The sequence below is a fragment of the Bacillus sp. T-10(2022) genome (assembly GCF_056502895.1).
The window spans coordinates 2,745,819-2,771,488 of sequence record NZ_CP113518.1 but is presented as its reverse complement, the minus strand read 5'-3'; the positions used below and the strand labels follow the sequence as shown (position 1 = coordinate 2,771,488).

The following is a 25,670-nucleotide window of genomic DNA, read 5'->3' as shown; positions in this document are numbered from 1 at the left end:
TCACCCTTTCAAATTTGTTTTTATTGAGTATAAGAGGATTTCCTCTTGACTCCCAGTCCAGGTTTATCGGAAATTAGCAGTTGATCTTTCATAAATTGAATACCTTCAAATGGCTCATTCTTAATCCATAATGGGGCATCTAAATCAATCTTCGTTATATTTGGATGGGCGGTTGCCAGATGAGCCGCGGCCGCTACACTCACGGATGATTCCATCATACTCCCAATCATGCATTCCACCCCGGCTGCTTCTGCCATATCGGCAATTTGGAGAGCACGTCTAATTCCACCTGTTTTCATTAATTTAATATTAAGGAGATCGACAGCATGTTCATTCAGGAGTTTCATGGCGTCACGAGGGGAAAACAAACTTTCATCGGCCATGATCGGCACTTGGACAGACCTCTTTATTTCTTTCAATCCTTCGATATCATGGGCTTTGACGGGCTGTTCCACCAAATCAACATTCAGCTTTCTTTCCTCGAGTTCATGAATGATGGAAATCGCTTGTTTTGTTGTCCACCCTTGATTTGCATCAATCCTGATCATAACCTGGTTGCCAACAGCAGCACGAATGCAGGCAACCCGCTCCACATCACTCTCCCAATCTTTCCCCAGTTTTATCTTCATCGTAGTAAATCCGCAATCAATGAGAGACAATGCCGCCTTTGCCATTTCTTCGGGTTCACCAACGCTGATTGTCATATCATTTTTAAGGACATTCGATTTACCGCCAAGATATTGATATAAAGGGAGCTGCCATCGTTTGCTGACTGCGTCGTACAAAGCGATTTCAACAGCAGCTTTTGCACTTGTGTTACCTACACAGGATTGTTGGATCAGTTGAGACAATGCATTTATATTCTCGATGTCACGGCCAATTAGATGTGGTGTGATCACTTCCTCAATGACCGTCATGATTCCTTTTGTAGAGTCACCTGTGATGGCAACCGTAGGGGCTGCGGCCCCCAAGCCTTCCGTTCCATCCTCCAACTTTACGGAAACCATGATATTTTCAATTTCCATTGCTGTACGTAATGCAGTCTTGAATGGCTTGACAAGTGGCAAGGTTTCCACTGATACTTGTAATCTTTCAATCTTCATATGAACAACCCTTCCTTAAAAGCTTGAGAGTATATATGATGTAAGAATTCCAAAATAGGTGCCCAGAAGACTGCCAAGAACAGCCATCAATATCCCGACCGGTATTAGCGCCCGGTTGAAAGAACCTGCCAATATAGGGGCTGATGCCACACCCCCTATATTGGCCAATGAGGCAACTCCCATTGTAAATAGATCCAACTTAAAGATCTTGGCCAAAATGACCATGATCAATCCATGAAAGAATAGAATCATAAATCCGGATAAAATATACACAGGTGCTTGAAACAACTGTGAAAAATCGGCATGGGAAGCAATTAATCCAATGACTATATAAAGCATGACTTTGGAAATTTCCATGGAACCGGCAATACGTCCAACCTTTGTGACAGCCAGAATTAAACCTACGGTTGAAGCGATGATGATCGTCCAAGTGGTCCCATTCACAGCGGCCCCCAGAACTGGCAGTCTTTCCCCGATTTTGGTTGCCCCTGCTGAAATAATTAAAGCCAGCGCCAAGAAACCAATCAATTCCACAAATCCAAATTCCGTCTTGGCGGTTTCCCCCGCTTCAAGCTCGGAAGTCATTTGATCAATGTAAGATGTATCCGCTTTAGTCCAAATATTGAATTTTCCAGCAAGAGGCACCAGCCAAAACAAGAACATGACCCAAATGGAATAATTGACTGTATCCATGATCAACGCATAACCAAAAATATTTTCCGGCACATCGAGTATGCCTTGCAAGATCACCATATTGGCAGAGCCCCCTGTCCAGCTTGCGCTTAAAGCCGAGAATGCCTTCCAAGTTCCTTCCGCATAGAAGCCATTCATTAAAACGTAAGTAAGAGTGAACCCTCCAATAATGCTGAATGAAGCCGCAAAAAAAGTTAACAGCATCTTTGGTCCAAGCCTGATAATTTTCCGCATATCGCATTGCAAAAGCATAAGCATCAACATGGCAGGCAGCAGGAGCCCCCGTATGGTGGTATATGCACTTTCAACTGACTCACTATCTGAAAAGACCCCGAATGTTTTCATCAGAGCCGCTCCAATATAAATAAGGACAATCCCAGGAACATACTTGAAGAACTTCCCTCCTATCTTTTTTTCCGCTACGGCAATCACTGCAGTAAATGCCAATAAAAAACAGACAAACATCACACCATCTTGAATCATATTCCATACCTCCTTAAATTTTATAACAAAAGGTAATTTCCATTTTATTCACACTCATCTATTAATTATTGCATGGAGCTAAATAGAAAAATCCAGCTGCCAAAGAGCACGTACACACTCTTTAACAGCTGGATTTCAATTGCGACTGACAAAAGAAGCAGCTATAACTTATAAAGTTGCTGATATTTGATGCTGGCATTTCTTAGGGCGACGGTCAGTGCTTTCTGAGATGAACCAAAATACCGTTGCTCAATTTCTGTCTCCAATTCATCGGGCCGAAGAATGGATTTACCAACTAACATGGATTGAATGAAGCGTGATGTAATCGATATCGTGGTCGAGCATTCCGCATCCACTATTTCATGCGTATCACGATCAATGACGAACCCGATAAAAAAGCAGTTGAATTGCTGTGTAATTGGATTATTGGACGGTGCCTTCGATTCGCCAACTATATATACTGTTTTCTGTTCAAACATGATTGTTGTGCCTCCTGCCATTACAGACATCATAACAGGTATAAATAGGGTGACTATCTATATTATTACAATATGAAATGGTTAAATATATTTTAATATATACAGCAAGCATTTGACAATATATTTTGTATATTAAGTCAATTCTCGATTCCTTCGGCAAGAGAATAGATAAGTTCTATAACTAATACGCCCATCTAACGGGAAAAATCACGAAAGATACTAGGTATTGTTAATGTTCAGGGGTCCTTTTTCGACCTACCCCGCACTTTATTCGACCGTTCATGAATTTATTCGACCTACCCCGCACTTTATTCGGCCGTTCATGAATTAATTCGACCTACCTCGCACTTTATTCGGCCGTCATGAATTAATTCGACCTACCCCGCACTTTATTCGGCCGTTCATGAATTAATTCGACCTATCCCGCACTTTATTCGGCCGTTCATGAATTTATTCGACCTACCCCGCACTTTATTCGGCCGTTCACGAATTTATTCGACCTACCCCGCACTTTATTCGGCCGTCATGAATTAATTCGACCTACCTCGCACTTTATTCGGCCGTCATGAATTAATTCGACCTACCCCGCACTTTATTCAGCCGTTCATGAATTTATTCGACCTATCCCGAACTTTATTCGGCCGTTCATGAATTTATTCGACCTACCCCGCACTTTATTCGGCCGTTCATGAATTTATTCGACCTACCCCGCACTTTATTCGGCCGTTCATGAATTTATTCGACCTACCCCGCACTTTATTCGGCCGTTCATGAAATTTATTCGACCTACCCCGCACTTTATTCGGCCGTCATGAATTAATTCGACCTGTCTCGCACTTTATTCGGACTATGGTTCGGGATCCAACAGATCATTTCAGCCCTTCATACGGCTTATATTTCGCATACAACTCTTTTCGGCGATTGCGATCCTTGAAAGTGGTTGCTGCACCACTTTTTCGATTCTCATAAAGCTCGTCCATATCGACTGTACCGGTTATGATCGTATGTTCATTCATTACCGCCTCGGCTATTATTCCATTTGCTGGCCAAGCGCTGTCACAGGGGCTAAGAATACTGGCGCTCCCATACCCGTTCGGCAGGGGTGACCCTGGTTCACCAACAGTGGGGCAATGAACAAAATATACCTGATTCTCGATTGCACGCGCATGAGCGCAATGGCGAACTCGCCAAAAACCAGCCTCTGTAAATGTGTATGATGGGCAAAAAATGATATCCGCCCCGTTCACTGATAATATCCTTGAAATTTCAGGTATCTCCGCTTCATAACATACCGCTATTCCTATCTTAACCGGACCGATCGAATAAACTTTCAGTTCATCACCTTCAGAAGTATGCCAATTCGCTTCAGCAGGAAAGATATGAGTTTTTTTATGCTCTACGACTGATCCGTCTTTATCAAAAATATATGCAATATTGAAGTATTCTTTTCCGCGTCGTTCCAGATGCGTGCCGGCAATGATGACCTGTTTTCTTTTTCTTGAAAGTGACTTGAAAAGATCTTTGTATTGATTGGTATATTCATCAATCCTGGTAACGGACGAAGCATCCTGTTCTCCCAAGGCCGCTGATAACCCGATGGTCAACAGTTCAGGAAAAATGATATAATCCGAGTCTTCGGGAACTTGGCTGATCAAGTCTTCTACTTGTTCCTGAAATTCATTGAAAGTTGACACCTTTTCTAGACGAAATTGACAAGCCGTTATTTTAATTTTCACAAAAGTCCTCCCAAATCATGCTTTATCCGTTCTTCCAGTCAGTACTTCCATTAGCCTTGTTTTAAAGAAATCAGGATATCTTATCCAGATCATTCATTTCGGTCTGTTGCATGGAGATATGTTTAGTCAGTCCACTTACAATGAATGTTACTAGTATATTAATCAACAAAGCTATGACGCCTGTACTGATATCATTAATTACATGCGGGGTATTTGGCAGGAATGTAGCAACCTTCACATCTGCAATTGTCGAATATAAAACAATCAGGACACCTGCCAATATACCTGCCATCGCACCATACTTATTGATTATATTGGTTTTTGGCAAACTGCAAAACAAGGAAGGTGCCAGTTGCGTAATTAAACTGTATGACATGATATTCAAGATGGCTAAAGCCTCGCCGCCTGTAACAGTTACAATTAAAGCAATGATTGAGATACCAATAATAATGATCCTTGAGACAATCAATTGATGTGTTTCAGTCGCAGCAGGGACCAAAACTTTAAAAAAGCTATTTGTCAGACCTACCGATGCAGCCATTAGCATGACTGAAGCCGGTACAAGCGCCGTCAATAAACCTGCAGCTCCGATAACCCCTATCACCCATGGATCGAATGTTTGAATCGCCAGCCTTAAAAGTGAGAGATCCCCATCAGCTCCTTGCAAACCCGGGATTTCCATGATGGCTGTAAACCCAATGAAAAAAACGAAAAGCAATAACAATGTGTATAACGGTAACGCAATCGCATTTTTGCGAAGGGTCCTTTCCCCATTGGACGATAAAACGACCATGAATGTTTGTGGCAGCAAATAAAATCCTAGTGCATTGAGCAAAACGGTGGACACAAACCAGGACTGACTCAATCCCTGATCTGCCAAAACCAACATTTCCGGTTTAGCAGCCTGCACGGTCTCGAACATTGGCTGTATGCCTCCGAAGTAATGAACTGGAATGTAAATCCCTAAAAAGATAACAACCACCAAAATCATGAAATCTTTCAGTATGGCTGTCCATGCCGAACCATGAATGCCTGAAATCATTACATAGGTAGTTACAACCACAGCACCGATCACACTTGCAGCAACTGGTGAAATGGCTCCGTAAGATGCTTCGGAAACAATGATACCTAATCCTTTGAGCTGAATGACTATGTACGGCACGAGGGCTAAGCTTCCCAATACAGCAACGATCATTCCCATTGACCTGCTTTTATATTTAGACGCAAAATACTCTGGCTGAGAGATAATGGAATGACGTTTTGAATATCTCCATATTTTAGGGACGAGCCAATATGATAGGACGTAAGCTAAGAATATATAGGCGGGAACATAATAAGCAGCGGCACCTTTCGAGTAAGCCCACCCACTTCCGCCCAGGAATGTAAAAGTTGTATAAATTTCACCTGCTATCAGCAGAAAAATGAAGAATGTACCGAAGCCCCTGCCTCCTACGGCAAATTGCTCCATGTCCATATCCTTCCCTTTTCTTGCTTTTATCCCTAAATATAGTGCTAGAACCAAGAAGATGGAAATGATGAGTAATGAGATATTCATTCAGAATCGCTCCCTTTATTATCAGGATCGAACTTATAGACAATCATTAAGATAATCGATGCCATCACCATCCAAAATGCAACCCAAAATAACAAAAAAGGCATCCCCAATATGTACGGTTCTATTTTATTTACGTATGGCAAAAAACCTAAAAACCCTATAAATGGAACAAAAAGTAACAGCTTAATAGCATCCAAATTATACCCTCCCCCTTTTAGGTTCCTTACACGGATGCATCACCATCAGTCAAGCTGACTTTAATACTAAACTGATGGTTTGATAGCACCCTTTTGTTAATATCATTAGCTGCATTCAACCAACCATATATTCGTCTTAAGATGACTGGATGGCAAGGACTGTTTCCAATATTACATTGACGCCTTTTTCACAATCTTCCCAAGTAGTAAGTTCCTCTTCACAATGGCTTTTACCGTTGATGCTTGGGACGAAAACCATGGCAGTCGGTATATAACTAGCTATAAACTGTGCATCATGTCCTGCACCGCTTACCATTCTTTTATAAGGTAGGTCTAATGAATTGGTCGATTGCTCTAGCAAATTGCAAATGGATTTGTCGAACCAAACGGTATCCCTGTCCCACAATTTTTTCGCTTGGATGTCGCAGCCGTCTTCTGAACCTGTAGTTATAAGGCTTTTAATGACTTCCTCCACCTTTTCGATGACTTTGGAATCCTTATGTCTCGCTTCTAGCGAAAAAACCACTTTATTAGGGATCACCGTATGGATATTGGGAAACACATTTACCCTTCCCATCGTAAAAACCAAATCGTCATCAAGCATGCCTAGCTTCTGACGAGCCTCCATAATCAAGCTATTCGCAGTGAAGAAAGCATCTTTTCTCATATTCATTGGGGTGGTTCCTGCATGATCGGATTCGCCTGTAACTTCTATCTCATAGCACACCATACCAAGGACACATTCAACGACCCCGATCGTGAGTGATTCACGTTCAAGAATGGGCCCTTGTTCAATATGCAACTCTAGAAATGCAGTCGCTTCTTTTAAACGAGACTCTTTATCCCCTGCATATCCAATGGCATTCAAAGCACTCTTGAAAGTGGTTCCTTCACTATCCGTCTTTTGCAGCATGATGGATTTTTCGAATTTACCTGAAAGAACTCCCGACGACATCATGGAAGGTTCAAACCTGGCTCCCTCTTCGTTCGTAAAATTGACGATCATTACCGGAATTTTAGGTTGGATATTATTTTCCACCAGAGTCCGCACGACTTCCAAGCCTGCAGCTACACCCAAGATACCATCAAACCGACCGCCCTTTTTTACGGTATCCATATGTGATCCCATTACAATAGGAGGTTTATTTTCAAGTCCCGCCAAAGTAGCGTAAATATTCCCCATATCATCAACCTTAATGGTCATACCCAATTCTTTACAGCAAGCGCAAAAGTAATCACGGACTAATCGATCTTCTTCGGAAAGGGATAGCCGTGTGACTCCGTTGTTTTCTGTTCGTCCAAAATCAGCAAATTTCTCTAGCGTACGACTCAGCCTCTCACCATTAATTAATAATTTTTGCTTTTTCATAGCGAATATCCCCCTTTTTTAATAACTTGCTAAATCCCACTTACGTTCGCTTAAGCCAAAAAAATGAAAGTGAAGCTCTTGATGTTTTAGAGTAGTTACACTAGATTATATTTCTACCAATGTTTCCCTATGATAAAGAATCTCCCCATTCAGAATCGTTGATTCAACTTTCAAATCCTTGATATTTTGGGAATCCACTTTCAATATACTATCATTCAAAACTACTAGATCGGCCAGCTTACCAGCCTCCAGGCTGCCTTTGACATCTTCATCGAAACTCGCAAACGCGCCATTCCATGTGTATAGTTTAATGGCTTCCAAAACGCTTATAGATTGAACTGTACCTATTTTCGTACCTGACCTGCTTGTTCTATTAACAGCAACGTGTATGCCTAATAAAGGGTCGTGATCAGTAACCGGAGCATCGGAACCGCCTGCGGCCAAGATCCCATTATCAATAAAATCACGGGCGGCGTACATGTGGTTGACCCTATTGCCGTAATGTTCAATATATATATCACCGAATTCATAAGGAAATGGGGGGTTGGGGATTGGGATGATTTCAAGTTCTTTCATCCTCATTTGTAAATCTGGAGAAGATATTCCGGCATGCTCGATCCTATGTCTATGATCTTTTCTTGGCGATTCATTCAAAGCCTTTTCCACGCAATTTAAATACATCTCTATCGCTTTGTCCCCTTGGGCATGGACTGTGATCTGATAGCCTTTTTTATGTGCTTGACCTAATACTTGATAGATTTCCTCTTCTTTATAATAAAGAATTCCAGAATAACCTGGATCACTCGAATAGGGCTCACGGGTAGCAATTGTCGGACCGGTACTGCTGCCATCCGTAAACAATTTGGCTGGTCCGATTTTGAATCTTTCGTCCCCAGTTCCGGTTATCACTCCCGAATCCATCATTTTATTTACAAATTCATGAGAATTATTCAATGAACCGACCATCGCATAGATACGGACACGAATATCCTTATTTTTTATGGCCTGCTGCATTAAACGGAAACTTTCAGGACCATGAGCACCTGCTTCATGAATGCTTGTTATTCCTGCTGCGATGAAATGCTCAGATGCTATTTTCACTGCTTTCAACAGTTCACTCTCAGAATAACTTGCTCTATCGGCCATTATCATATTTGCCGTTTCAATGAGTTTGCCTGTAATTCTCCCCTCCCTATCCTTTTCAATGATCCCTCCAGTTGGATTCTCTGAGTTCTCATCTATTCCGGCAATCTCTAAGGCCCTGCTATTCACCACACTAATATGGCTGCATGTACGGGTTACGATAATGGGATGGTCTGTTGAAATAGCATCCAATTCTGCTATTGTAGGATAACGTTTTTCTTTCACAGCAGTCTCATTGAAGCCCCAGGCACGAATCCATTCACCTTTAGGGATCGTCAAAGCTTTCTCCTTCAGATCGATTAACAAATCTTCTACAGATTTGATATGTTCAGCTTTACAACTTACTGCCAATTGATTGACACCGTACAATATTAGATGAATATGAGAATCTATAAACCCAGGAAGTAATGACTTTCCCTGCAAATCAATCACATTTGTTTCATCACCAATAAATACCTTGATTTCCTGATTCGTTCCGACTGCCGAGATACGATCACCTTTAATTGCCAGGGCTTCTGCGACTTCACTTTTTTGATTTACGGTTATGACCTCGCCGTTTATGAATACAATATCCGCTTTCAAACAACACACCCCTTCCTTATTGGTCATACTCATTACCACTTCATCATCATTTACTGCCTTCCACTATCACTTATCGGAATATTCTGTTTTTAACAGATTCATTATATCCACACCAGTTAGTGAAATCATTAGACAAATAGTCAAAAATTTCATCGTTTTTTTATACCTTTTATATAATTATGTCTTATTTCCTATGGTTTCCTGGCCAAGCCCCCTTTTTATCACGCCTAAAGGATAAGGGACTATAACCGATCAAAAAAAGGATAGATAGCTGCTGATATGCTTATCTATCCTTCCATTTTTCAATTTACAACCCATTCAATCTCCCGATAATACCAATGGTCAAATACTGTTTGTTTGCATTAAAATCCCATGTCCAGTAGCGAAGGCTTAATTCGCTTTTATCCACTTTTTCAATAAACGTTTTCATCCCTATCAATGCTGCCCCATATCCCACGTTCGAGGCCAAGGCAAAGATGGCATTCAGCCCTTCATTAATGGTATCCATATACTCAGGTTCGATTTTTAAGATATCAGACCATGTAATACAGAATCCATTTTGCTTGGTACATTTAGATATAGAGTGATTCATTGTACGAACGATTTCATCCCTTAGATCTAGAATTCCATTTTTCAGCTCTTCTGCGTCTTTTTTCTGATAGAGGTTTGCATGATCAGAAAGCAGTTCCTCGGCCCAATTATAAAATAGTTGCGTATAAATGGCGGAAGTTGCCATGATATCAAATTCATTATAATAATTAGCAAAAACATTTTCAGAAAGCTGACCTAACCGATTCTCGGTATCCTTTAAATATTGAATAATTCCCTTTGCCGTTTCACCACGATTCAGCATGGAAGATAGGTGGTGATCAAAATCCACTTTATCGAGGCCTGTTACATCGATTGCAACAAGTTGAATTTTCTCCCGGGTCCGTTCAGGCAAATTCGCCGTACCCTTTTCCATACTTTCCATATCAATATCAAATAAATATATAGAGTTGCATTTAGTTGCCAAATATTCTAAATCCAAATCATCGCAATTGCCTGCACCAATGATAGCCACTTTATCAACGAACGCTTTTTTCGAAAAAACGGCATTGAATAACCCTGTAACTTGTAGACGATGCTGTTTCCACCGCAACTTTCTGTATTCATCCCGATTATGATTCATTTTTCTTTGATAGGTTTCCAAGTTGATCTCTCCCTTTAGGGTACTAACCATTTATATATTGTAACAAAGTATCCCGATATTTTGGAGGTCAGGTAATTTAGATTTCGCATAGTAAAATAAGCGGTAAAAATGTTAGAATAATATGGGAATTATTGAGAAGTAGCGGAGATAACAGGAGGGTGTTCCTTGAGCAAAACAAAAAAGGTTCTACTGACTTTACTAGGTGTTTTTTTAATCATCTTGGCCGGTGTGATGATCCTTATGTTTTGATTCACACACAGTATGAAAGCAGATCCTGATGAAGAAAAGAAAGTCCGGGATCAAGCTGAACGATATTTAGAGAAAACTTTTGATGAAGAAACCGAAATATATGATGTCTTATACGATAACATGGGGAATTGGGGCTATTTTGAATACGCAGCTAAAGTGAAACATGAAAAATATGGGACTCATTTTCTAGTTTTCTTTAATGATGAAACAGGGGAAATGGAGGATACATTCCTATCTGATAAATGGCAAGATGATGCAGAAAAAGAAATCAGGCCTTATGTTGAAAAAGAACTGGGTGAAGTGTTGATATCCAAGGAACTGGGAGATATTACAGAGAATGAAGATTGGGAGGAGATTCAAGAAGAAATAGGCGATTATAATCAATTACTCTTGATGTTTGATGAGGGTGTCGGGAAAGAATTGAAAATTGATCCGAATAAACTAGCCAGCTATAAAGATTACGATGTTTCCCCAACCATACGGATTACCCTTTCACGTAAGAAACAGGACGCAGATGAAGACCGCTTTACCGAAATTATCAATTCACTAAAAAAAGATAGAGTTCTTAAACATGGAAATATGATTGTAGAATATATCAGTACCAATGGTGTGCCACTTGAAGATGAAGAATGGAGTGGGAAATTTTAACAGTAAGGTAAAGAGCAGCAATCTAGCCTGCCGCTCTTTACCCGGTTTTATTTACGGAAAATACCCCCTTCCATTTGTTTTTTATCTCTGGCAAACTATCCAATTTTTTGGTCGGAAATATTTTTGATTCTTCTGATCGTCTTTTTTTTCATGCCATTTGCCGCTAGTACACAAACCATGCTGAAGATGAATAAGCAAAGAAAGAAGATCCAAGCTGCACGATAGCTTTCTGTCAAATCATAGATTACACCCGAAACGATCACACCCAATGAGCCTGCCGCCACAAAAAAAACTTGCACTATGCCAAAGATGGAGCCGAAGTCCTTCTTTCCAAAGATATCATTTGTCATGAAGGGAGGCCCTAGAGTGGATATCACAATGCTAAAGCCAAAGGCGATGGCGAATAAGAATGCGAATGCCTGTGTCTTAGCTAACAATAGCGCTGCCATAGCAATCGTCATGCAAGCGCCTACATAAATGGCGCCTCCTGCCGTACCGTACTTATCCAAAACAGCTCCTAAAATCAATTTTCCAACCGTATTTGCCAAAGATAGTATTCCAAAAATGGTGCCAGCAAAGATGGCTGGATGCCCTATATCGATCAAGTATGCCGGGATATGCATTTGCACCCCGCCAGCGACTAATGCAAAACAAACGATTCCAAGTACGAAAATCCAAAACATTGCTGTCTTCTTTGCTTCCCCCATCGTTAAGCCATTCTGTTCAGATTCCACATTAGTTTCGGCCATTTCCATTTTGTCAGAGCCCAATGGAACAAGGCCCTTTTCTGCGGGACTTTTCTTTGCAAATAGAAGAACCAAGGGTAATGTTAAGACAATTATCAGTATCCCTGCTATTACGTAGGCCGTTCTCCAACCATAATTTGAGATTAAATTTGTAATGATCGGACTGAGTACTGCTGCCCCAATTCCCGATCCCGCAAATGCCAAACCCATGGCCTTTCCTTTTTTCTCATAAAACCAATTGGTTAACATAATTGATATGGGAATATTGGAAAAGCCTGCAACACAGATGCCAATTACAAAGCCTATGATACTAAAATATACAGCTGAGTTGGCAAGCGAGTATGACATGAATCCTGCTCCGGCCATTACTACGCAAATTGACATGATCAATTTCATATTCCCTTTTGCGAGTAATTTACCCATGATCGGAGAAGCAACAGCCACTCCAAGGCCAGCAATGGAAAGTGCAATGGAAAAAGTGGTTCTGCTTATTCCTAAATCCTCTGTAACCGGGACCATGAACAAACTATGCAGGGAATTTATTATCGAGAAACCTGCGAACATTATGAAAAAGCCACACAACACAACATACCATCCATAAAAAATGCCTTTAGAATCTTGTGCCATTTACAGAACCCCCAGTCCACTATTTACAGTGAATTCCCTGCTAATCTCATAAGAACTCATCCTATTTCCATATAAACGGTCTTTTCACGGGTATATTCAAGAATGGTATCCGTTCCAAATCCACTGCTTTTTTGGCCTCCGAATGGGAGTTCAGGTCCCACCCTGCGAAACAAGTTCACCCACACATTACCCGATTCCAGTTTGCGGACCATCCGGTGTGCCCGATCCAAATTCGAGGTCCATATTCCAGCTCCTAAACCAAAATCACTGTCATTAGCTATGGTGAGGGCTTCCTCTTCCGTATCAAAGGGGATAACGGTCGCTACCGGACCGAAGATTTCTTCTTGACAGATACGGAGAGAATTACTATTGACCTTGATCAGTGTTGGCTCAACCCAATAGCCATCAGCTAAATTGGGTTCATCAGGTAATAGGCTAACACCTCCATGACGGCCACCGATGATGATTTCCCCTCCTTCCTTTTGGCCTAATTCTATATATGAGAGGACTTTTTCATATTGAACAGCGTTAGCGATCGGTCCCATTGAAGTGGCTGGATTCATTGGATCACCCAGTTGAATTTGTTGTTCTATCACTTCTTTCATCCTAATGATCATTTCATCGAATATGGACCTTTGAATTAGAATCCTCGATCCGCCTACACATAGTTGGCCTGCGTTGCCGCTAAATATCCCATAGTTTGTCACCCCTTGTGCTGCTTTTTCAAGGTTTGCATCCGCAAAGACTATGTTTGGCGATTTCCCGCCAAGTTCCAAAATCATGGGCTTAGGATTTCGTGCGGTCGATTGTGCTATTGCCCTTGCCGTTCCTCCAGAACCGGTCAGGCTGATTTTGTTCACATCTGGATGGCTTACTAGAGTATCCCCCACTTCCGCTCCAGTTCCTGATACGACATTCAGGATTCCTGGCGGGAGGATTTCATTAATCAGGTCTCCATATCGTAGTGAAGCGATAGAAGCCAATTCAGATGGTTTGATAATGACAGCATTTCCTGCTGCAATCGCATAAGCCGCTTTAATGGTAAAAGTGAAAAGCGGTGAGTTCCATGGAAGGATTCCTACTACTACCCCTAAAGGTTCCCTCAATGAATAACCTACACTTGAAGGTCCCAATTGGACAGTATCACCCTTACTTCCAATAATTGTTGCACCTGCTGCATCATACCAAAGGCTTGCTAAGCTGGGAATGAGGCCGTGGCTCGTTTCCCTGATCACCCAACCATTGTCTCTTGATTCCAACTCAGCTAGCTCTTTACCATGCTTTATGACTAAGTCACCTATTTTCCTCAGGTAAGCTGCCCGATCCATAGCTGGCCTCGAGGACCAATCGGCAAAAGCACTTCGGGCTGCTTCTACCGCCGCTTCGGCATCCTGGGCCATACTGCAAGGAATGGTTGCCCAAACCCTGCCTGTTGACGGATCGTGGCTCTCAATCCGCTTCCCGGAAGAAGCTGGAACCAGATCGCCATTAATCATATTCTGGTACTCTTTCACTTTATATGAAATTTCCAACGTTCATCTCCACCCTTCGGATTAGTAATACATGAGAGTAGCCCTTTCTGCTTTTCTACCAACCTAATGCCGTAGCGGCCTGTTTGTAATATTGTTCAGTACTTCCCAAATAATTCTCATAGAACCTTGCACGCTTAACAAAAAGGTGACAATCAATTTCTTCTGTAAACCCAATTCCACCATGAATCTGAATATTGTCTGACGAAATTCGTACGAATGCTTTCGTGGCAAATATTCGTGCGCAGGAAATGGCTTGAACACGATCTTCTGCCCCGCTTTCCAAAGCCCAGTTAGCATAATAAGCTAAAGATCTAGCTGTTTCGAGATCCATTTTCATATCGACGATTCTATGTTTAATCGCTTGGAATCTTCCTATGGGCTGACCAAATTGTTCACGAATCTTCGCATACTCTGCTGCCATTTCTACCACTTTCTCCATACACCCGACAATTACTGCGGAGAGAGCTGCATTGAAAGAGAGTAATCCTTCTTGGAGGGCATCCCATCCTTGATGCATTGCCCCAAGTACCTGACCCATGGGAATTTCAACATCATTGAAAGCCAATGCTGACAATTGTCGGGTTTCATCAATGTTTTTCTGGCTTTCAAGCGTCAAATTCGTTTCATTTCGATCGACGATAACTAATGTAATCCCTTCATTTCGGTTACCTTTGCCTGTGCGGACTAACACTATATAATGATCAGCCAACTCAGCATCGGGAACCATTGTTTTCACTCCACTTAATATCAACTGACCGTTTAGGGATCTTGCCTCCAAGTTAATCCCAAAAGGACCGTAACTTCCACCTGGTTCTAACCAAGCTAGTGAGAATGTTTTTGTACCGGCCGCAATTTCTGCTAAATACCTACCTTTTTGTTCTTCCGTACCGAATTTCTCTAATAATGGCACAGCTAGTGCATTCGTTTCTAAGTATAAACCCGGCAATAAAGAACGGCCGGTTTCTTCAAGTACAGGTATTAAATCAAGGGGACCCAAGCCCATTCCCCCGTAGTCTTCCGATATATTGATGCTTGTACATCCTAATTCGGCAAGCCCCGATAATAAGGCCCTTAGAGATCCAGTTTCACCCTCTATGTATGCACGGGCCGTTTTTGTTTGCCCGGCACCATCTAAATATTTCCGGACATATCCGCGAAACATTTCTTGTTCTTGATTTAAAGAAAAATCCACCTTTATTCCCCCCGTTTCATCTTAACGTCCCATATCTTTTGGTAAACCTAGAATTCTTTCCCCAATAGTGTTCTTTTGAATTTCGCTCGTTCCACCTCCAATTGTTTGTCCAAAAGAATAAAGATAATTATCCTGCCAATATGAGTTGGAGGAGATTGCATCTTCTTTCCATAGAACGCCCTTATGTCCTTGTAATGAAATAGATTGGGACAACAGCTCCTTGGTAAGTTCACTTACCATCAATTTATCCATTGAACCTTCTGCACCAGGATGACCGTTTTTTAATGTCTTAGTTAGATTACGATAATAGTTCAAAAGTGAACCCCGGGAGCGAGTATATAAATCTACCATTGTATGACGAACAAGCGGATTGCCCAACAATGGCTTATCATCTTCTTTCAATTCTTTAGCTAACCCTACAAGTTCATTAAATTGTTGCTCCAATGTAAAAACTTGCGCTCCGATTCCCGTTCTTTCATGCATAAGCAATGCAATCGTAACTTTCCAGCCTTCATCTACCTCCCCAACTATTTCAGCATCGTATGCAATCGCATCATTCAGATAGACTTCATTAAAATCATGCTGACCATCCATTTGAATGATGGGCCTTGTTTCCACCCCCGGCTGATTCATATCCAATAGGAAAACCGTTATCCCTTTATGCTTTTTATCAAAACGATTCGTCCGAGCCAGTAAAAAGCATCGATCAGCTAAGTGTCCAAAGCTTGTCCAAACCTTCTGACCATTAATGATCCACCGATCTCCATCCTTTACGGCACTTGTTTGAATGGCGGATAAATCAGATCCAGCATTCGGTTCGGAATATCCTTGACACCATACTTCCTCTCCTGTGAGAATTTTTTGGATATATTTTGCTTTTTGTTCGTCCGTTCCAATCTGCATTAGAGTGGGTCCCACCATATGGATGCCTACATAATTCACAAGCGCCGGAGCCTTTACTCTAACCATTTCCTGTTGATAAACTATTTCCTCCATCAACGTCGCTTCTCGTCCGCCGTATTTTTTGGGCCAGGCAATCGCTGCCCAGCCACCTTCATATAATTTCCTTTGCCAATTCCTGAGGAAAACGGCATACTCACCTTCATCTTTTGAAACATTACTGATTCCTTCAAGCCAACCTTCAGGTAAATTTCCTTCAAGCCACGCCCTCAATTCAAGACGGAATTCTTCTTCCTTGGTTGTAAACGAAAAATCCATAGATACTTTCCTCCTTTAATGCTTGCAAATTACACTTCTATAACTGAATCCATTGCGGCAGTGACCGTTCATCCGCAATTTCCATCCAAACCATCTTTACTGGCATACCCACTTCAATATCCTCTGGTGAACATTGCAAAATATTTCCGATTAACTTGACCTGGGGCAACATTTCTAATTCGACTATGGCAATTACGAGCGGTAAATCATCCTGGAATCCAGGTAAAAAGGGTCGATAGGAAACGATATATGAATAGACTTTACCGTTAATATCGCTGCCTTGGCTTTCCCAGCTAAGTTCAGTACTGCCACATTTTGCACAGCTCGGACCGGGAGGGTGGGAATATTGATGACAGCTATTGCATTTTTGAAGAATCAGTTCATGACGATCTGCGCCATCCCAATATGGACTATTATCCTGTGTTTTTAGCGGAATAGGTTTTTGGTATCCCATTTTGTCCCCTCCTAATTTCTTAAAATCATGGCACCGGCCATATCAGGTCCAGCCCAGCCAGTACAGATTCCAATTTCACAATTTTCAACTTGACGAACGGTTCCTTTGTATTCATGGCGAACTTGACGAACGATTTCCAATACGTTATTCATTCCATGTGTATATCCTTCCGATAACATTCCTCCTGCGGTATTCGAAGGTAATTTCCCACCGATCCGCAAGTTTCCTTCGGCTACAAAGTTACCGACCTCTCCACGCGGAGCAAATCCATAAGCCTCCAGCTGCCGAAGTACAACCCAGCTATAACAGTCATATATAGATGCAACGTCAATATCTTCAGGTTTTACTCCAGCCATTTTATATACCTCAGGCGCGACATAGTCAGCAGCCACTTCGGTTAAATCATTCCAATAATGTGCATGGGACACACACTGCCTAGCAGATAAACCCATGATGTATACCGGTCTGGACTTGCATCCTTCAGCTCGTTCTGCTGAAGTGACAATGATTGCATTTGCTTCATCGGACTCCAGGCAGAAATCATGTTTTTTAAATGGATAGCTTAAATAGGGCGTTTTAAGATATTCCTCCATCGTTAGTGGTTTACCATAAAAGTAAGCTTTAGGATTCCTTTGAGCATGTTCGTAAAAAGCTAAACAGACATGCCCTAGATGTTCCTCTGTCAGCCCGGTTTCATGCATATGTCGCGTCGCAAAAAGTCCGAACCACTGAGCAGGACTGCCAGCACCGTAAGGAATGATGAAGCTTCCGCCTTCTATGGCTGTTTGAAGCATATTCACATCCCATCCGCCTCCACCCATCCTTACCCCTGAGCGTCCATTCATGGAACGATAAATCAACACCGTATTCAATTGACCTGATTCGATTAATCCAACAGCGTCAGCTATCAGCATTTCGGTACTGCTTCCCCCGCCCAAAATATCCTTAACATATTTGGGACGGACCCCTAAATATGTTGCTAATTGATGAGATGTACAAGAATCGTTTTCCGAATAGCTCATGAACCCATCAATTTCTTTCGCTTGAAGCCCAGCATCATTCAATGCAGCTCGAGCAGCGTCCAACGCCAAATGTAACGGGGTTGTACCGGAATTCTTAGAACGCTCACTTTCCCCTACACCGACAATGGCATAGCGATTTTTAATGCTTTCCATAATAAACCCTCCTATTTGATAACTTGATAACTTTATTTAATCTGTAAAACGACTTCACCTGAACCCACAATTTGCTCTGGTTCCTTTTCAGCAATAAGGTCCAGCCTTACAAAGCGTTGACCTCTTTCTTCATATAAACTTTTCACAAAAGCAGAACACGTGAGTCGATCTCCTGGTACGGTTACAGCACCAAATCTCATTTTAAAGTTTGCTGGTACAGCATGATCACCAGCCAGTTTCATTACATATTCACCAAGAAACCCCATTACCAGCATTCCATGAGCAATCACACCATTCATGCCAATTTCTTGAGCAAATGCATCATCTGTATGCAATGGATTGAAATCTCCTGAAGCACCGGCGTATTTAACAAGTTGAACCTTGGTTACAGGTGGCTTGATGAAAGATTCAAGTCTTTGCCCTTCATGTAAATTTTCATATTTCAACATCCCTGATTCCTCCTGTTTGCAGTTTGCTAGAATTTGATATTGATACTTTAATGCCATGAACTATGAGCATGTTTTTTCAAACAGGAGCATGATCACTCTTGATGGGCCGATAAATGATATTTGTTCGGCTTATGACCACCATTTCACCTGACTCATCTTTCATTTCTGTATCAAGTACCAAGAACTGCATCGTTCCTTTTCTTCCTTCCCGTTCGTATACATTTGCAACTTTCATCTGACAGTACAACCTATCCCCTGGTCTAATGGGGCGGGAATAAATAAACTCCTGTTCACCATGCAGCATTCTCCTTTGTTCCAGGCCCAAGTCAAGGCTTTCGCCGCTATCCTGACCAATGGCAATCGGGAAGGTTGGCGGTGCTATAATGCCACCATATGAAGTTTTCGCAGCAAATTCTTCATCCATATATAAGGGATTAAAATCACCAATCGCCTCAGCAAATTGACGGATATGCCTCTTTTCGACTTCAAATATAAATTCAGCTCCAGTTAAACCATTCAAATGATCGAGTTCCATTGCTCTCTACCCCCTAATAACGGTATTATCTTTCACATTATTTTTTACAACAATCATGGCATCAGCTGCCTTGATACCGTTTTCATATACCAGCAAAGGATTAATATCCAATTCGTCGATGGAATCTTTATAATCTGTAACTAGCGCGGAAACCTTTAATAACACATCAATGATGGCTTCGATATCAACTGGTGCTTTCCCGCGTGCTCCCGTTAAAATGTCCTTCCCCTTGATTTCTTCAATCATTTCAAGTGCATCTTGTCTTGACAGCGGAGCAATTCTAAACGAAATATCTTTGTAAATCTCAACAAATATTCCCCCAAGACCAAACATGATAACCGGTCCAAATACGGGATCATCACTTGCTCCAACAATGATTTCCACTCCATCAGGTAACATTTCCTGAACGGAAACGCCGTTCATTGTAGCCTCAGGTTTATAATTTAGTGCATTGCGCTTAATATCTGTGAAAGCTTTCCTGACCTCAAGTTCAGTCCTTACATTCAATCGAATCGCATCCGCTTCCGTCTTATGTGGGATATCCGGCGAATCGACCTTTAACACAACCGGATAACCGATACTGTTAGCGAATTGTACTGCATCGTTTTCATTTTCAGTTATAAAACGCTTCGTGGCAGCAATCCCGTATCGTTCCAAAACCAGACTGGCTTCTGATTCACTTAATGTAGCACCGGGCTTCAGCATGTCCTGTAAGCTTTGTTTCTCTATTTTCTTTGTACTATCAGAAACTTGAGATTCAAGATTTTTTCGATAAAATTCACTGTATTCAACTAGTTTCGCCAACCCTCTTATCGGATTAAGGTTTCCTGGAATGACTGGTATGCCATTTTTCACGAGCTCAGCGGTAGCAGGCGGGAGTGTCATGCCATCTAATGGAAAAGTTGTAATGAATACAAATTTATCTGAGCTTCTGCAAATTTCAATAAACTCTTGAAGCAAAGGGTGCTCGGCAGTCCAATTAAAAGGAAATTCCGTAAAAATGATGTTATCGACATCCGGATCTTCCACAAGTGCCCGCAATGGCGCAAGGAATAACTCAGGATTGGAAACAGAGGCGGCCGCTGTTAAATCCACAGGGTTGGAAGCGCTTGCATATGCAGGTATATTACGTTTGATTTCTGTTGTTGTCTTTAAGCTGAGTGGGTTGATGGTAAGTCCGTATGATTCACAGCGATCCGCTTCATTTATCCCCCTCCCGCCAGAACTAGTGATGATTACCGTATTGCGTCCATTTGGAAGCTTCTTTGATAGGAATAGCTTTGAAAAAGATATGATATCCTCATAATCGTCGGCCCTTACGATGCCAGCTTGTTTAAAAAAGGCATCATATACTTTATCCGATCCCGCAAGTGATCCTGTATGAGAAGCAGCAGCTCTGCTTCCGGCCAAACTCCTCCCGGTTTTCATTACAATTATGGGTTTATTACTATCCAATGCCTCTTTTGCCAGGCTTCGTAATTTATCCGGATTTTTTGCTCCTTCCAAGTAGCCGCTTATCACACTTGTTTTGGAATCATGGATCATATATTCAATTACATCCGAGAATTCAGTTTCCATTTCATTTCCTACACTCACGAAGTAGTTGAAGCTCAATCCATTCTGAGCTGCTGCCATATAGGTCAAAACACCAAATGCACCGCTTTGGGAGACATATCCTACCCCTCTTTGGTCATTAAAGGGCACTGATAGAATGGCAGGGGAAAAAGTGCCAATCAAACCATTCGACAAATTCACTAATCCAACACAGTTGGGGCCCACTATCCGTATTCCATTCTTTCTTGCAATATCGGTTAGCAATTCCTGTTGCTTAATGCCTTCTTTTCCTGTTTCCGAAAAACCAGCAGCAAAAATGATGGCTGCCTTCACTTTCTTTTGAGCACATTCCTCTAAACCTTGCTGCACTTGCTCCGCCCCAAGGCAAAAAATGGCTAAATCAATTTCATACGGAACATCTGACAATGATTCATAGCACTTTATCCCTTCAATCTCTTTTGCATTGCGATTGATCGGGTAAATCTCTCCCTTAAAATGACCCTCCAAAAGAGCTTTGACCTGTAAATTCCCGATTTTGTATTCACTCTTGGAGGCACCTAGGATTGCGATGGATCTTGGATTGAATAACGGCTCAAGAGTTTCATGGGAATTGTTTAAATGTTGGTTTTCTATCATGAATCTTCCCTCCTACATTAAAAAGATATCTTTGAACTAATCTTACATGGAGGGCGTTAATATCCTGAAAAATCATAGTTTGTTAAATTCATTTAAAACATTAGGCAGTTAATTATTTTTAATAGATGAAAATTCTCTTATACAGCAGGGTCAAAAGAATAGTATGAAAAATATGTGTTCTGGATGACCCCGACTTCTTACATTGATAGCCCCGACATTGGAACAAGATAAACGCCTTTGCTTTTTATGTATATGGCAACACAAACAACCCTCTTCCTGATAAAGGAATAGGGTTAATTTGTTCATGATCAATTAATATGTTTCTGTTTTTCCAGCCATTTCTTCATTTTCGTTTGAATTTTAGAGGATGGAATTTTCATCCCTCTCTCAATGTTACTGACATATGGGGCTGATATCTCCAGCTCTTCTGCTAATTGATATAAGGAGAGGCTAAGTTTTTTTCTTGTGATTCTTATTTGCTCACCAATATGATTACTGTTCTTCAGGTTAGCTGGGTCTTGCTTTGCAAGACGATTGTCAGTGTGAGATCTTTGTTTTTTTTCTATGGAGCGATATTGCTCTTTTATGATATCAGGCGGTTCTATTAATATCATCGAATTCAGCCAAATACTGGCCCATCCTTTATAATCGGCTATGGATTCATCCCACTTTTCATAATGCCATGATGCAATTACGCCGTCATCTAGTAGAACATCCAAAGCTTTCTCGAAACGTTCCCTAGTACGCGATGGTGTTCGTTCATTTAATTTTTCACCGATCGATTCCAATAGGGTACTGGTTTTATTCGGTTGTAAAAAGTCTCCTTTTCTTGCTTGGGTCCTCCAACGCCAGCTTAAATATCTTGTAAGCCGTTTTTCCCGAATTTGCCTATATGGATTATATTGAAGTGCTTTTATTGAAAGTAAGGCAACTTGTCTTGCAGAACCATTAAGATATTTGGCGAAAACCTTATCGATCGTGAACGTTATCTTTTTCCTGCATGCTTCTTCTGATATATCATATTCCACGCCATTACGATCTTTAAAGATAAACGTCCTCCCTTGTAGCTTTGTCTGAACAGGCTTACCTTTATCATAGATGGTAGCTTTGTTAATGTTAATCCATATGCTTTGTATATTTGTAAGCGATTTCAAAATTTGAGCACGCTGTTTGGCCTCGTAACCACCCCGACGCCCAAACCCACCAAGTTTTGGCTTTAATCCTCGAATTGAAAGGAGGTCATTTAAATAAATTTCCACTGTTTCCTCATTATGAGCAGCCTTTGACAGGAAAAGGCTGCAAAGAGCATCAAAAACATCTACATCCACATCAGATAAAGAGTGGACTCGGTTCCAAGCTTCTTTCACATTCGTCTGCCCATAGGTTTTATGATCGTTACCAAAAGGGATTATTTGTATGAAACCTTCTGTATTCCCCTTTAATATTGGTGTTGCAGGCCAAGGAATGTTTCCAATGATTTCGAAATTTTTTTTATAAATTGCATCTCTAACCGACTGATATGGAGCACTATTCATAACAAGCAAATGATCTTGGACGGTAAAGTTGAAAGCGAAATCCCTCATTGTGGATAATAATAAATCTGATGTTTGAAAATCCCTCTTAAAACATAGCAGGTTTTCTATCTTTTCGATGGTATTGTTTTCAATATTAAATTCAATCATGATTTTATCGATCCACTCTTTAATATATTCATTAACGATATCTGTTACTCTCGATAAAAATCCAGTGTTTTCAGTAAAATGTTTTGTGAGATGATCGTAAAATAACTTATTTAATGCTTGATCATCAAGTCTTTCCATTTCATTAACACCTATTGATAAGGCTATTTCTTCAAGGACCCATTCTTTTACTAGCAGTCTAAACCAGCTGTAAAATTCCTCCCAAACCGATCTCTCAGCCAAAAAAGTTTCATTTTTTAATTTTTTTTCCATTTGGTAAATTGAATCTTCCATTAAATGTTTATCTTTTAAAACAGCATGTTTTTTTGTAGAAACCCTTTCATATTCACTTAATAGATAGAATACGACATGTTGGGCAATATGTGACAATGTTTCGTTTCTCGCCGTTAACCTCAGCTTGGCAAATAGCTCTTCATTCTCTTTATATGCTTGTTCCCAAATAACAAAACTTTTATTGTTCAATCCATCTTTAAAGGTTAGAAACCCCTTTGAATTTTTTAATTTGTGTGTTTTGAATTTATTATTGAAATCATGATATTGATTGTTTTGCTCATATATGCAAAGAACCAAAAAATTATTAATTTTGCTTGACCAGCGGTACGATAAATACTTAAGGCTCTCATTTTTTTGGTTCGATTCCATTTTTCCACTCTGTCTCTCATTGCTATTCAACATGAATACCTCCTAGTTCAAACTGCGTCTAAATACAAAGTACTCAGTGTTTTAGATGAAAAAAAGTCATGATATTTTAAATGCAACTAAATATTTTTAGTTTTTTTTTATATATTCCATATAAAAATGAAAAATCCTTCCATGCATTATAGGTGTAACTGCCCCATTTCCTGAATAAATGTATCTAGTAAATTATATTCAATATCTTCTGAATCATCCTTAGCGAAAGATTCTGATTGGTAGCGCTATCACTTCCATTCCTGGGATAAAAATCTCAACAATTGCAGTTTTTACAAGGATTCATCCATTGTCACTAATACCCCTTAAGGTAATATATTATGTTCATAAAAAATCAATAATAGGAATTTTACCCCAGGACTTTCACCCTTTTCTCAATCGTATAAATATTCAAAAAAATGTCGAGTTGAGTCATCACTCCTTTTACCCTTATACTAGGGTAGAAAAATCGAAGGAGGAATTACATATGAAAAAGGAAATTTCAATCATTGGTGTGCCAATGGATCTTGGTCAAACTAGAAGAGGAGTGGATATGGGGCCTAGTGCCATCAGATATGCAGGATTGAGTGAAAGACTTGAAAACATTGGCTATACTGTCCGTGATGAAGGTGATATTAAAGTAGAAATACAGGAAAGAGCACAAAGTGATAGTGACACAAATTTGAAGAATCTGCAGGACGTAGCAGAAGGTAATGAAAAATTGAGTCAAAAAGTGGATGAAGTCATCCAAGCAAATCGTTTTCCTTTAGTTTTAGGGGGAGATCACAGCATTGCTATCGGGACATTAGCCGGTTTAGCGAAGCATACTGAAAACTTAGGAGTAATATGGTATGATGCACATGGAGATTTAAATACTGCCGAAACATCACCATCAGGAAACATACATGGTATGTCCTTAGCAGTAAGTTTGGGCCTTGGCCACCCTGCACTGACTAAAATTGGCGGATATTCTCCAAAAGTCAAACCAGAGAATATTGTCATCATTGGTGCCCGTTCTTTAGACCAAGGTGAAAAAGAGTTAATCAGGGAAAAAGGAATTAAAGTCTATACTATGCATGAGATTGATAGAATGGGTATGACAAAAGTGATGGAAGAATCGATTGCCTACCTGAAAGAACGTACGGACCTTGTCCATTTATCACTTGATCTTGATGGTCTTGATCCAGATGATGCACCAGGGGTCGGAACGCCTGTAATGGGAGGCATTAGTTACCGTGAAAGCCATCTTGCCATGGAAATGCTAGCTGAAGCTAATATCATTACATCAGCAGAGTTTGTTGAGATAAACCCAATATTGGACGAGCATAATAAAACGGCTGAAGTTGCTGTCGCATTAATGGGCTCATTGCTTGGGGAAAAATTACTATATGGAGCGGAAGATCATATCTCTCCTGATTTATTGGCTCATGTTAAATAATCGGACTCTATGTTTTTGATAGAAATATAGAGAGTTCGTTAAAGTGATGCTCCATGGGAAAAGCCCATACTTCTTTTATGAGCTTCTTCCCATTAGCGGATGATCGACATGAATCAATTTACATCCCTAGTTTCCTGACGCTTGGCTTCTCTTTCTTTATTAAGCGGCGCTTTCGAAATTAATTCTGCATAGGTACCTATGTTCATTGACTCATGCTTCTTTAATGCAGAAGTAATCTCTTTTCGGAGGGAATTCGACATCATCTAAGAATCAGAATCAAAGCTATTAGACTTGTAAAAACACAAATTCCCTAATA

21 protein-coding genes are annotated in these 25,670 nt (G+C 40.7%); 2 read left to right on the top strand and 19 right to left on the bottom strand.

Annotated elements, in window-relative coordinates:
* Positions 1-20 precede the first annotated feature (20 nt).
* The 9 genes from OSJ91_RS13575 to OSJ91_RS13535 form a co-directional block, all read right to left on the bottom strand.
* Positions 21-1,103: a dipeptide epimerase gene (locus OSJ91_RS13575; protein ID WP_485891803.1), complete on the bottom strand. Its 1,083-nt coding sequence runs from the start codon at positions 1,101-1,103 to the stop codon at positions 21-23.
* Positions 1,104-1,118: 15 nt separating this feature from the next.
* Positions 1,119-2,279, bottom strand: a complete 1,161-nt coding sequence (locus OSJ91_RS13570; RefSeq protein WP_485891802.1) for a DUF819 family protein — start codon at positions 2,277-2,279, stop codon at positions 1,119-1,121.
* A 161-nt stretch (positions 2,280-2,440) separates the two neighbouring features.
* The gene (locus OSJ91_RS13565) at positions 2,441-2,758 is read right to left on the bottom strand and encodes a DUF3870 domain-containing protein (protein WP_485891801.1); all 318 of its coding nucleotides are present in this window, start codon (positions 2,756-2,758) and stop codon (positions 2,441-2,443) included.
* 869 nt (positions 2,759-3,627) lie between these two features.
* On the bottom strand, positions 3,628-4,494 hold the full coding sequence (locus tag OSJ91_RS13560) for a carbon-nitrogen hydrolase family protein (protein WP_485891800.1): 867 nt from the start codon (positions 4,492-4,494) through the stop codon (positions 3,628-3,630).
* Positions 4,495-4,564: 70 nt separating this feature from the next.
* Entirely contained in the window at positions 4,565-6,049 is a 1,485-nt protein-coding gene (locus OSJ91_RS13555; RefSeq protein ID WP_485891799.1) for a sodium:solute symporter family protein, read from the bottom strand.
* Positions 6,046-6,246, bottom strand: a complete 201-nt coding sequence (locus OSJ91_RS13550; protein WP_485891798.1) for a DUF3311 domain-containing protein — start codon at positions 6,244-6,246, stop codon at positions 6,046-6,048. Before OSJ91_RS13550 ends, OSJ91_RS13555 begins: the two co-directional genes overlap by 4 nt.
* Positions 6,247-6,382: 136 nt before the next feature.
* On the bottom strand, positions 6,383-7,615 hold the full coding sequence (locus OSJ91_RS13545; protein ID WP_485891797.1) for an allantoate amidohydrolase: 1,233 nt from the start codon (positions 7,613-7,615) through the stop codon (positions 6,383-6,385).
* A gap of 105 nt (positions 7,616-7,720) precedes the next feature.
* The gene (locus tag OSJ91_RS13540; protein ID WP_485891796.1) at positions 7,721-9,340 is read right to left on the bottom strand and encodes an amidohydrolase; all 1,620 of its coding nucleotides are present in this window, start codon (positions 9,338-9,340) and stop codon (positions 7,721-7,723) included.
* A gap of 307 nt (positions 9,341-9,647) precedes the next feature.
* A complete protein-coding gene (locus OSJ91_RS13535) occupies positions 9,648-10,532 on the bottom strand; it encodes a hypothetical protein (protein WP_485891795.1) in 885 nt (294 codons plus the stop codon).
* 261 nt (positions 10,533-10,793) lie between these two features.
* Between OSJ91_RS13535 and OSJ91_RS13530 the strand changes: the two genes are divergently transcribed.
* The gene (locus OSJ91_RS13530; RefSeq protein ID WP_485891794.1) at positions 10,794-11,429 is read left to right on the top strand and encodes a hypothetical protein; all 636 of its coding nucleotides are present in this window, start codon (positions 10,794-10,796) and stop codon (positions 11,427-11,429) included.
* A gap of 95 nt (positions 11,430-11,524) precedes the next feature.
* Here the strand turns inward: OSJ91_RS13530 and OSJ91_RS13525 are convergent, their stop codons facing one another.
* From OSJ91_RS13525 to OSJ91_RS13480, 10 genes are all read right to left on the bottom strand, one after another.
* Entirely contained in the window at positions 11,525-12,802 is a 1,278-nt protein-coding gene (locus tag OSJ91_RS13525) for an MFS transporter (protein ID WP_413017706.1), read from the bottom strand.
* A gap of 56 nt (positions 12,803-12,858) precedes the next feature.
* Positions 12,859-14,334: an aldehyde dehydrogenase family protein gene (locus tag OSJ91_RS13520; RefSeq protein ID WP_350302634.1), complete on the bottom strand. Its 1,476-nt coding sequence runs from the start codon at positions 14,332-14,334 to the stop codon at positions 12,859-12,861.
* A gap of 55 nt (positions 14,335-14,389) precedes the next feature.
* On the bottom strand, positions 14,390-15,526 hold the full coding sequence (locus OSJ91_RS13515; protein ID WP_350302633.1) for an acyl-CoA dehydrogenase family protein: 1,137 nt from the start codon (positions 15,524-15,526) through the stop codon (positions 14,390-14,392).
* Between the two features lie 21 nt (positions 15,527-15,547).
* A complete protein-coding gene (locus OSJ91_RS13510; protein WP_413017700.1) occupies positions 15,548-16,744 on the bottom strand; it encodes an acyl-CoA dehydrogenase family protein in 1,197 nt (398 codons plus the stop codon).
* 37 nt (positions 16,745-16,781) lie between these two features.
* Positions 16,782-17,198 (bottom strand): Zn-ribbon domain-containing OB-fold protein, encoded by a 417-nt coding sequence (locus tag OSJ91_RS13505; RefSeq protein WP_485891793.1) that lies wholly within the window; start codon positions 17,196-17,198, stop codon positions 16,782-16,784.
* Between the two features lie 11 nt (positions 17,199-17,209).
* Entirely contained in the window at positions 17,210-18,373 is a 1,164-nt protein-coding gene (locus tag OSJ91_RS13500; protein ID WP_350302630.1) for a thiolase C-terminal domain-containing protein, read from the bottom strand.
* 32 nt (positions 18,374-18,405) lie between these two features.
* Positions 18,406-18,822, bottom strand: a complete 417-nt coding sequence (locus OSJ91_RS13495) for a MaoC/PaaZ C-terminal domain-containing protein (RefSeq protein WP_350302629.1) — start codon at positions 18,820-18,822, stop codon at positions 18,406-18,408.
* A gap of 76 nt (positions 18,823-18,898) precedes the next feature.
* The gene (locus OSJ91_RS13490; RefSeq protein ID WP_350302628.1) at positions 18,899-19,357 is read right to left on the bottom strand and encodes a MaoC family dehydratase N-terminal domain-containing protein; all 459 of its coding nucleotides are present in this window, start codon (positions 19,355-19,357) and stop codon (positions 18,899-18,901) included.
* Between the two features lie 6 nt (positions 19,358-19,363).
* A complete protein-coding gene (locus OSJ91_RS13485; protein WP_485891792.1) occupies positions 19,364-21,547 on the bottom strand; it encodes an acetate--CoA ligase family protein in 2,184 nt (727 codons plus the stop codon).
* Positions 21,548-21,855: 308 nt separating this feature from the next.
* On the bottom strand, positions 21,856-23,922 hold the full coding sequence (locus tag OSJ91_RS13480; RefSeq protein WP_485891791.1) for a helix-turn-helix domain-containing protein: 2,067 nt from the start codon (positions 23,920-23,922) through the stop codon (positions 21,856-21,858).
* Positions 23,923-24,403: 481 nt separating this feature from the next.
* Between OSJ91_RS13480 and rocF the strand changes: the two genes are divergently transcribed.
* A complete protein-coding gene (rocF, locus tag OSJ91_RS13475) occupies positions 24,404-25,354 on the top strand; it encodes an arginase (RefSeq protein WP_350302625.1) in 951 nt (316 codons plus the stop codon).
* Positions 25,355-25,670: the final 316 nt, after the last annotated feature.

Excerpts from the sequence above, each read along its gene's own strand:
- rocF (WP_350302625.1), top strand. The coding sequence starts at position 24,404 with ATGAAAAAGGAAATTTCAATCATTGGTGTGCCAATGGATCTTGGTCAA.
- OSJ91_RS13530 (WP_485891794.1), top strand. The coding sequence starts at position 10,794 with ATGAAAGCAGATCCTGATGAAGAAAAGAAAGTCCGGGATCAAGCTGAA.
- OSJ91_RS13565 (WP_485891801.1), bottom strand. The coding sequence starts at position 2,758 with ATGTTTGAACAGAAAACAGTATATATAGTTGGCGAATCGAAGGCACCG.
- OSJ91_RS13545 (WP_485891797.1), bottom strand. The coding sequence starts at position 7,615 with ATGAAAAAGCAAAAATTATTAATTAATGGTGAGAGGCTGAGTCGTACG.
- OSJ91_RS13570 (WP_485891802.1), bottom strand. The coding sequence starts at position 2,279 with ATGATTCAAGATGGTGTGATGTTTGTCTGTTTTTTATTGGCATTTACT.
- OSJ91_RS13500 (WP_350302630.1), bottom strand. The coding sequence starts at position 18,373 with ATGGAAAGCATTAAAAATCGCTATGCCATTGTCGGTGTAGGGGAAAGT.
- OSJ91_RS13480 (WP_485891791.1), bottom strand. The coding sequence starts at position 23,922 with ATGTTGAATAGCAATGAGAGACAGAGTGGAAAAATGGAATCGAACCAA.
- OSJ91_RS13505 (WP_485891793.1), bottom strand. The coding sequence starts at position 17,198 with ATGGGATACCAAAAACCTATTCCGCTAAAAACACAGGATAATAGTCCA.
- OSJ91_RS13510 (WP_413017700.1), bottom strand. The coding sequence starts at position 16,744 with ATGGATTTTTCGTTTACAACCAAGGAAGAAGAATTCCGTCTTGAATTG.
- OSJ91_RS13495 (WP_350302629.1), bottom strand. The coding sequence starts at position 18,822 with ATGTTGAAATATGAAAATTTACATGAAGGGCAAAGACTTGAATCTTTC.
- OSJ91_RS13555 (WP_485891799.1), bottom strand. The coding sequence starts at position 6,049 with ATGAATATCTCATTACTCATCATTTCCATCTTCTTGGTTCTAGCACTA.
- OSJ91_RS13490 (WP_350302628.1), bottom strand. The coding sequence starts at position 19,357 with ATGGAACTCGATCATTTGAATGGTTTAACTGGAGCTGAATTTATATTT.
- OSJ91_RS13575 (WP_485891803.1), bottom strand. The coding sequence starts at position 1,103 with ATGAAGATTGAAAGATTACAAGTATCAGTGGAAACCTTGCCACTTGTC.
- OSJ91_RS13525 (WP_413017706.1), bottom strand. The coding sequence starts at position 12,802 with ATGGCACAAGATTCTAAAGGCATTTTTTATGGATGGTATGTTGTGTTG.
- OSJ91_RS13485 (WP_485891792.1), bottom strand. The coding sequence starts at position 21,547 with ATGATAGAAAACCAACATTTAAACAATTCCCATGAAACTCTTGAGCCG.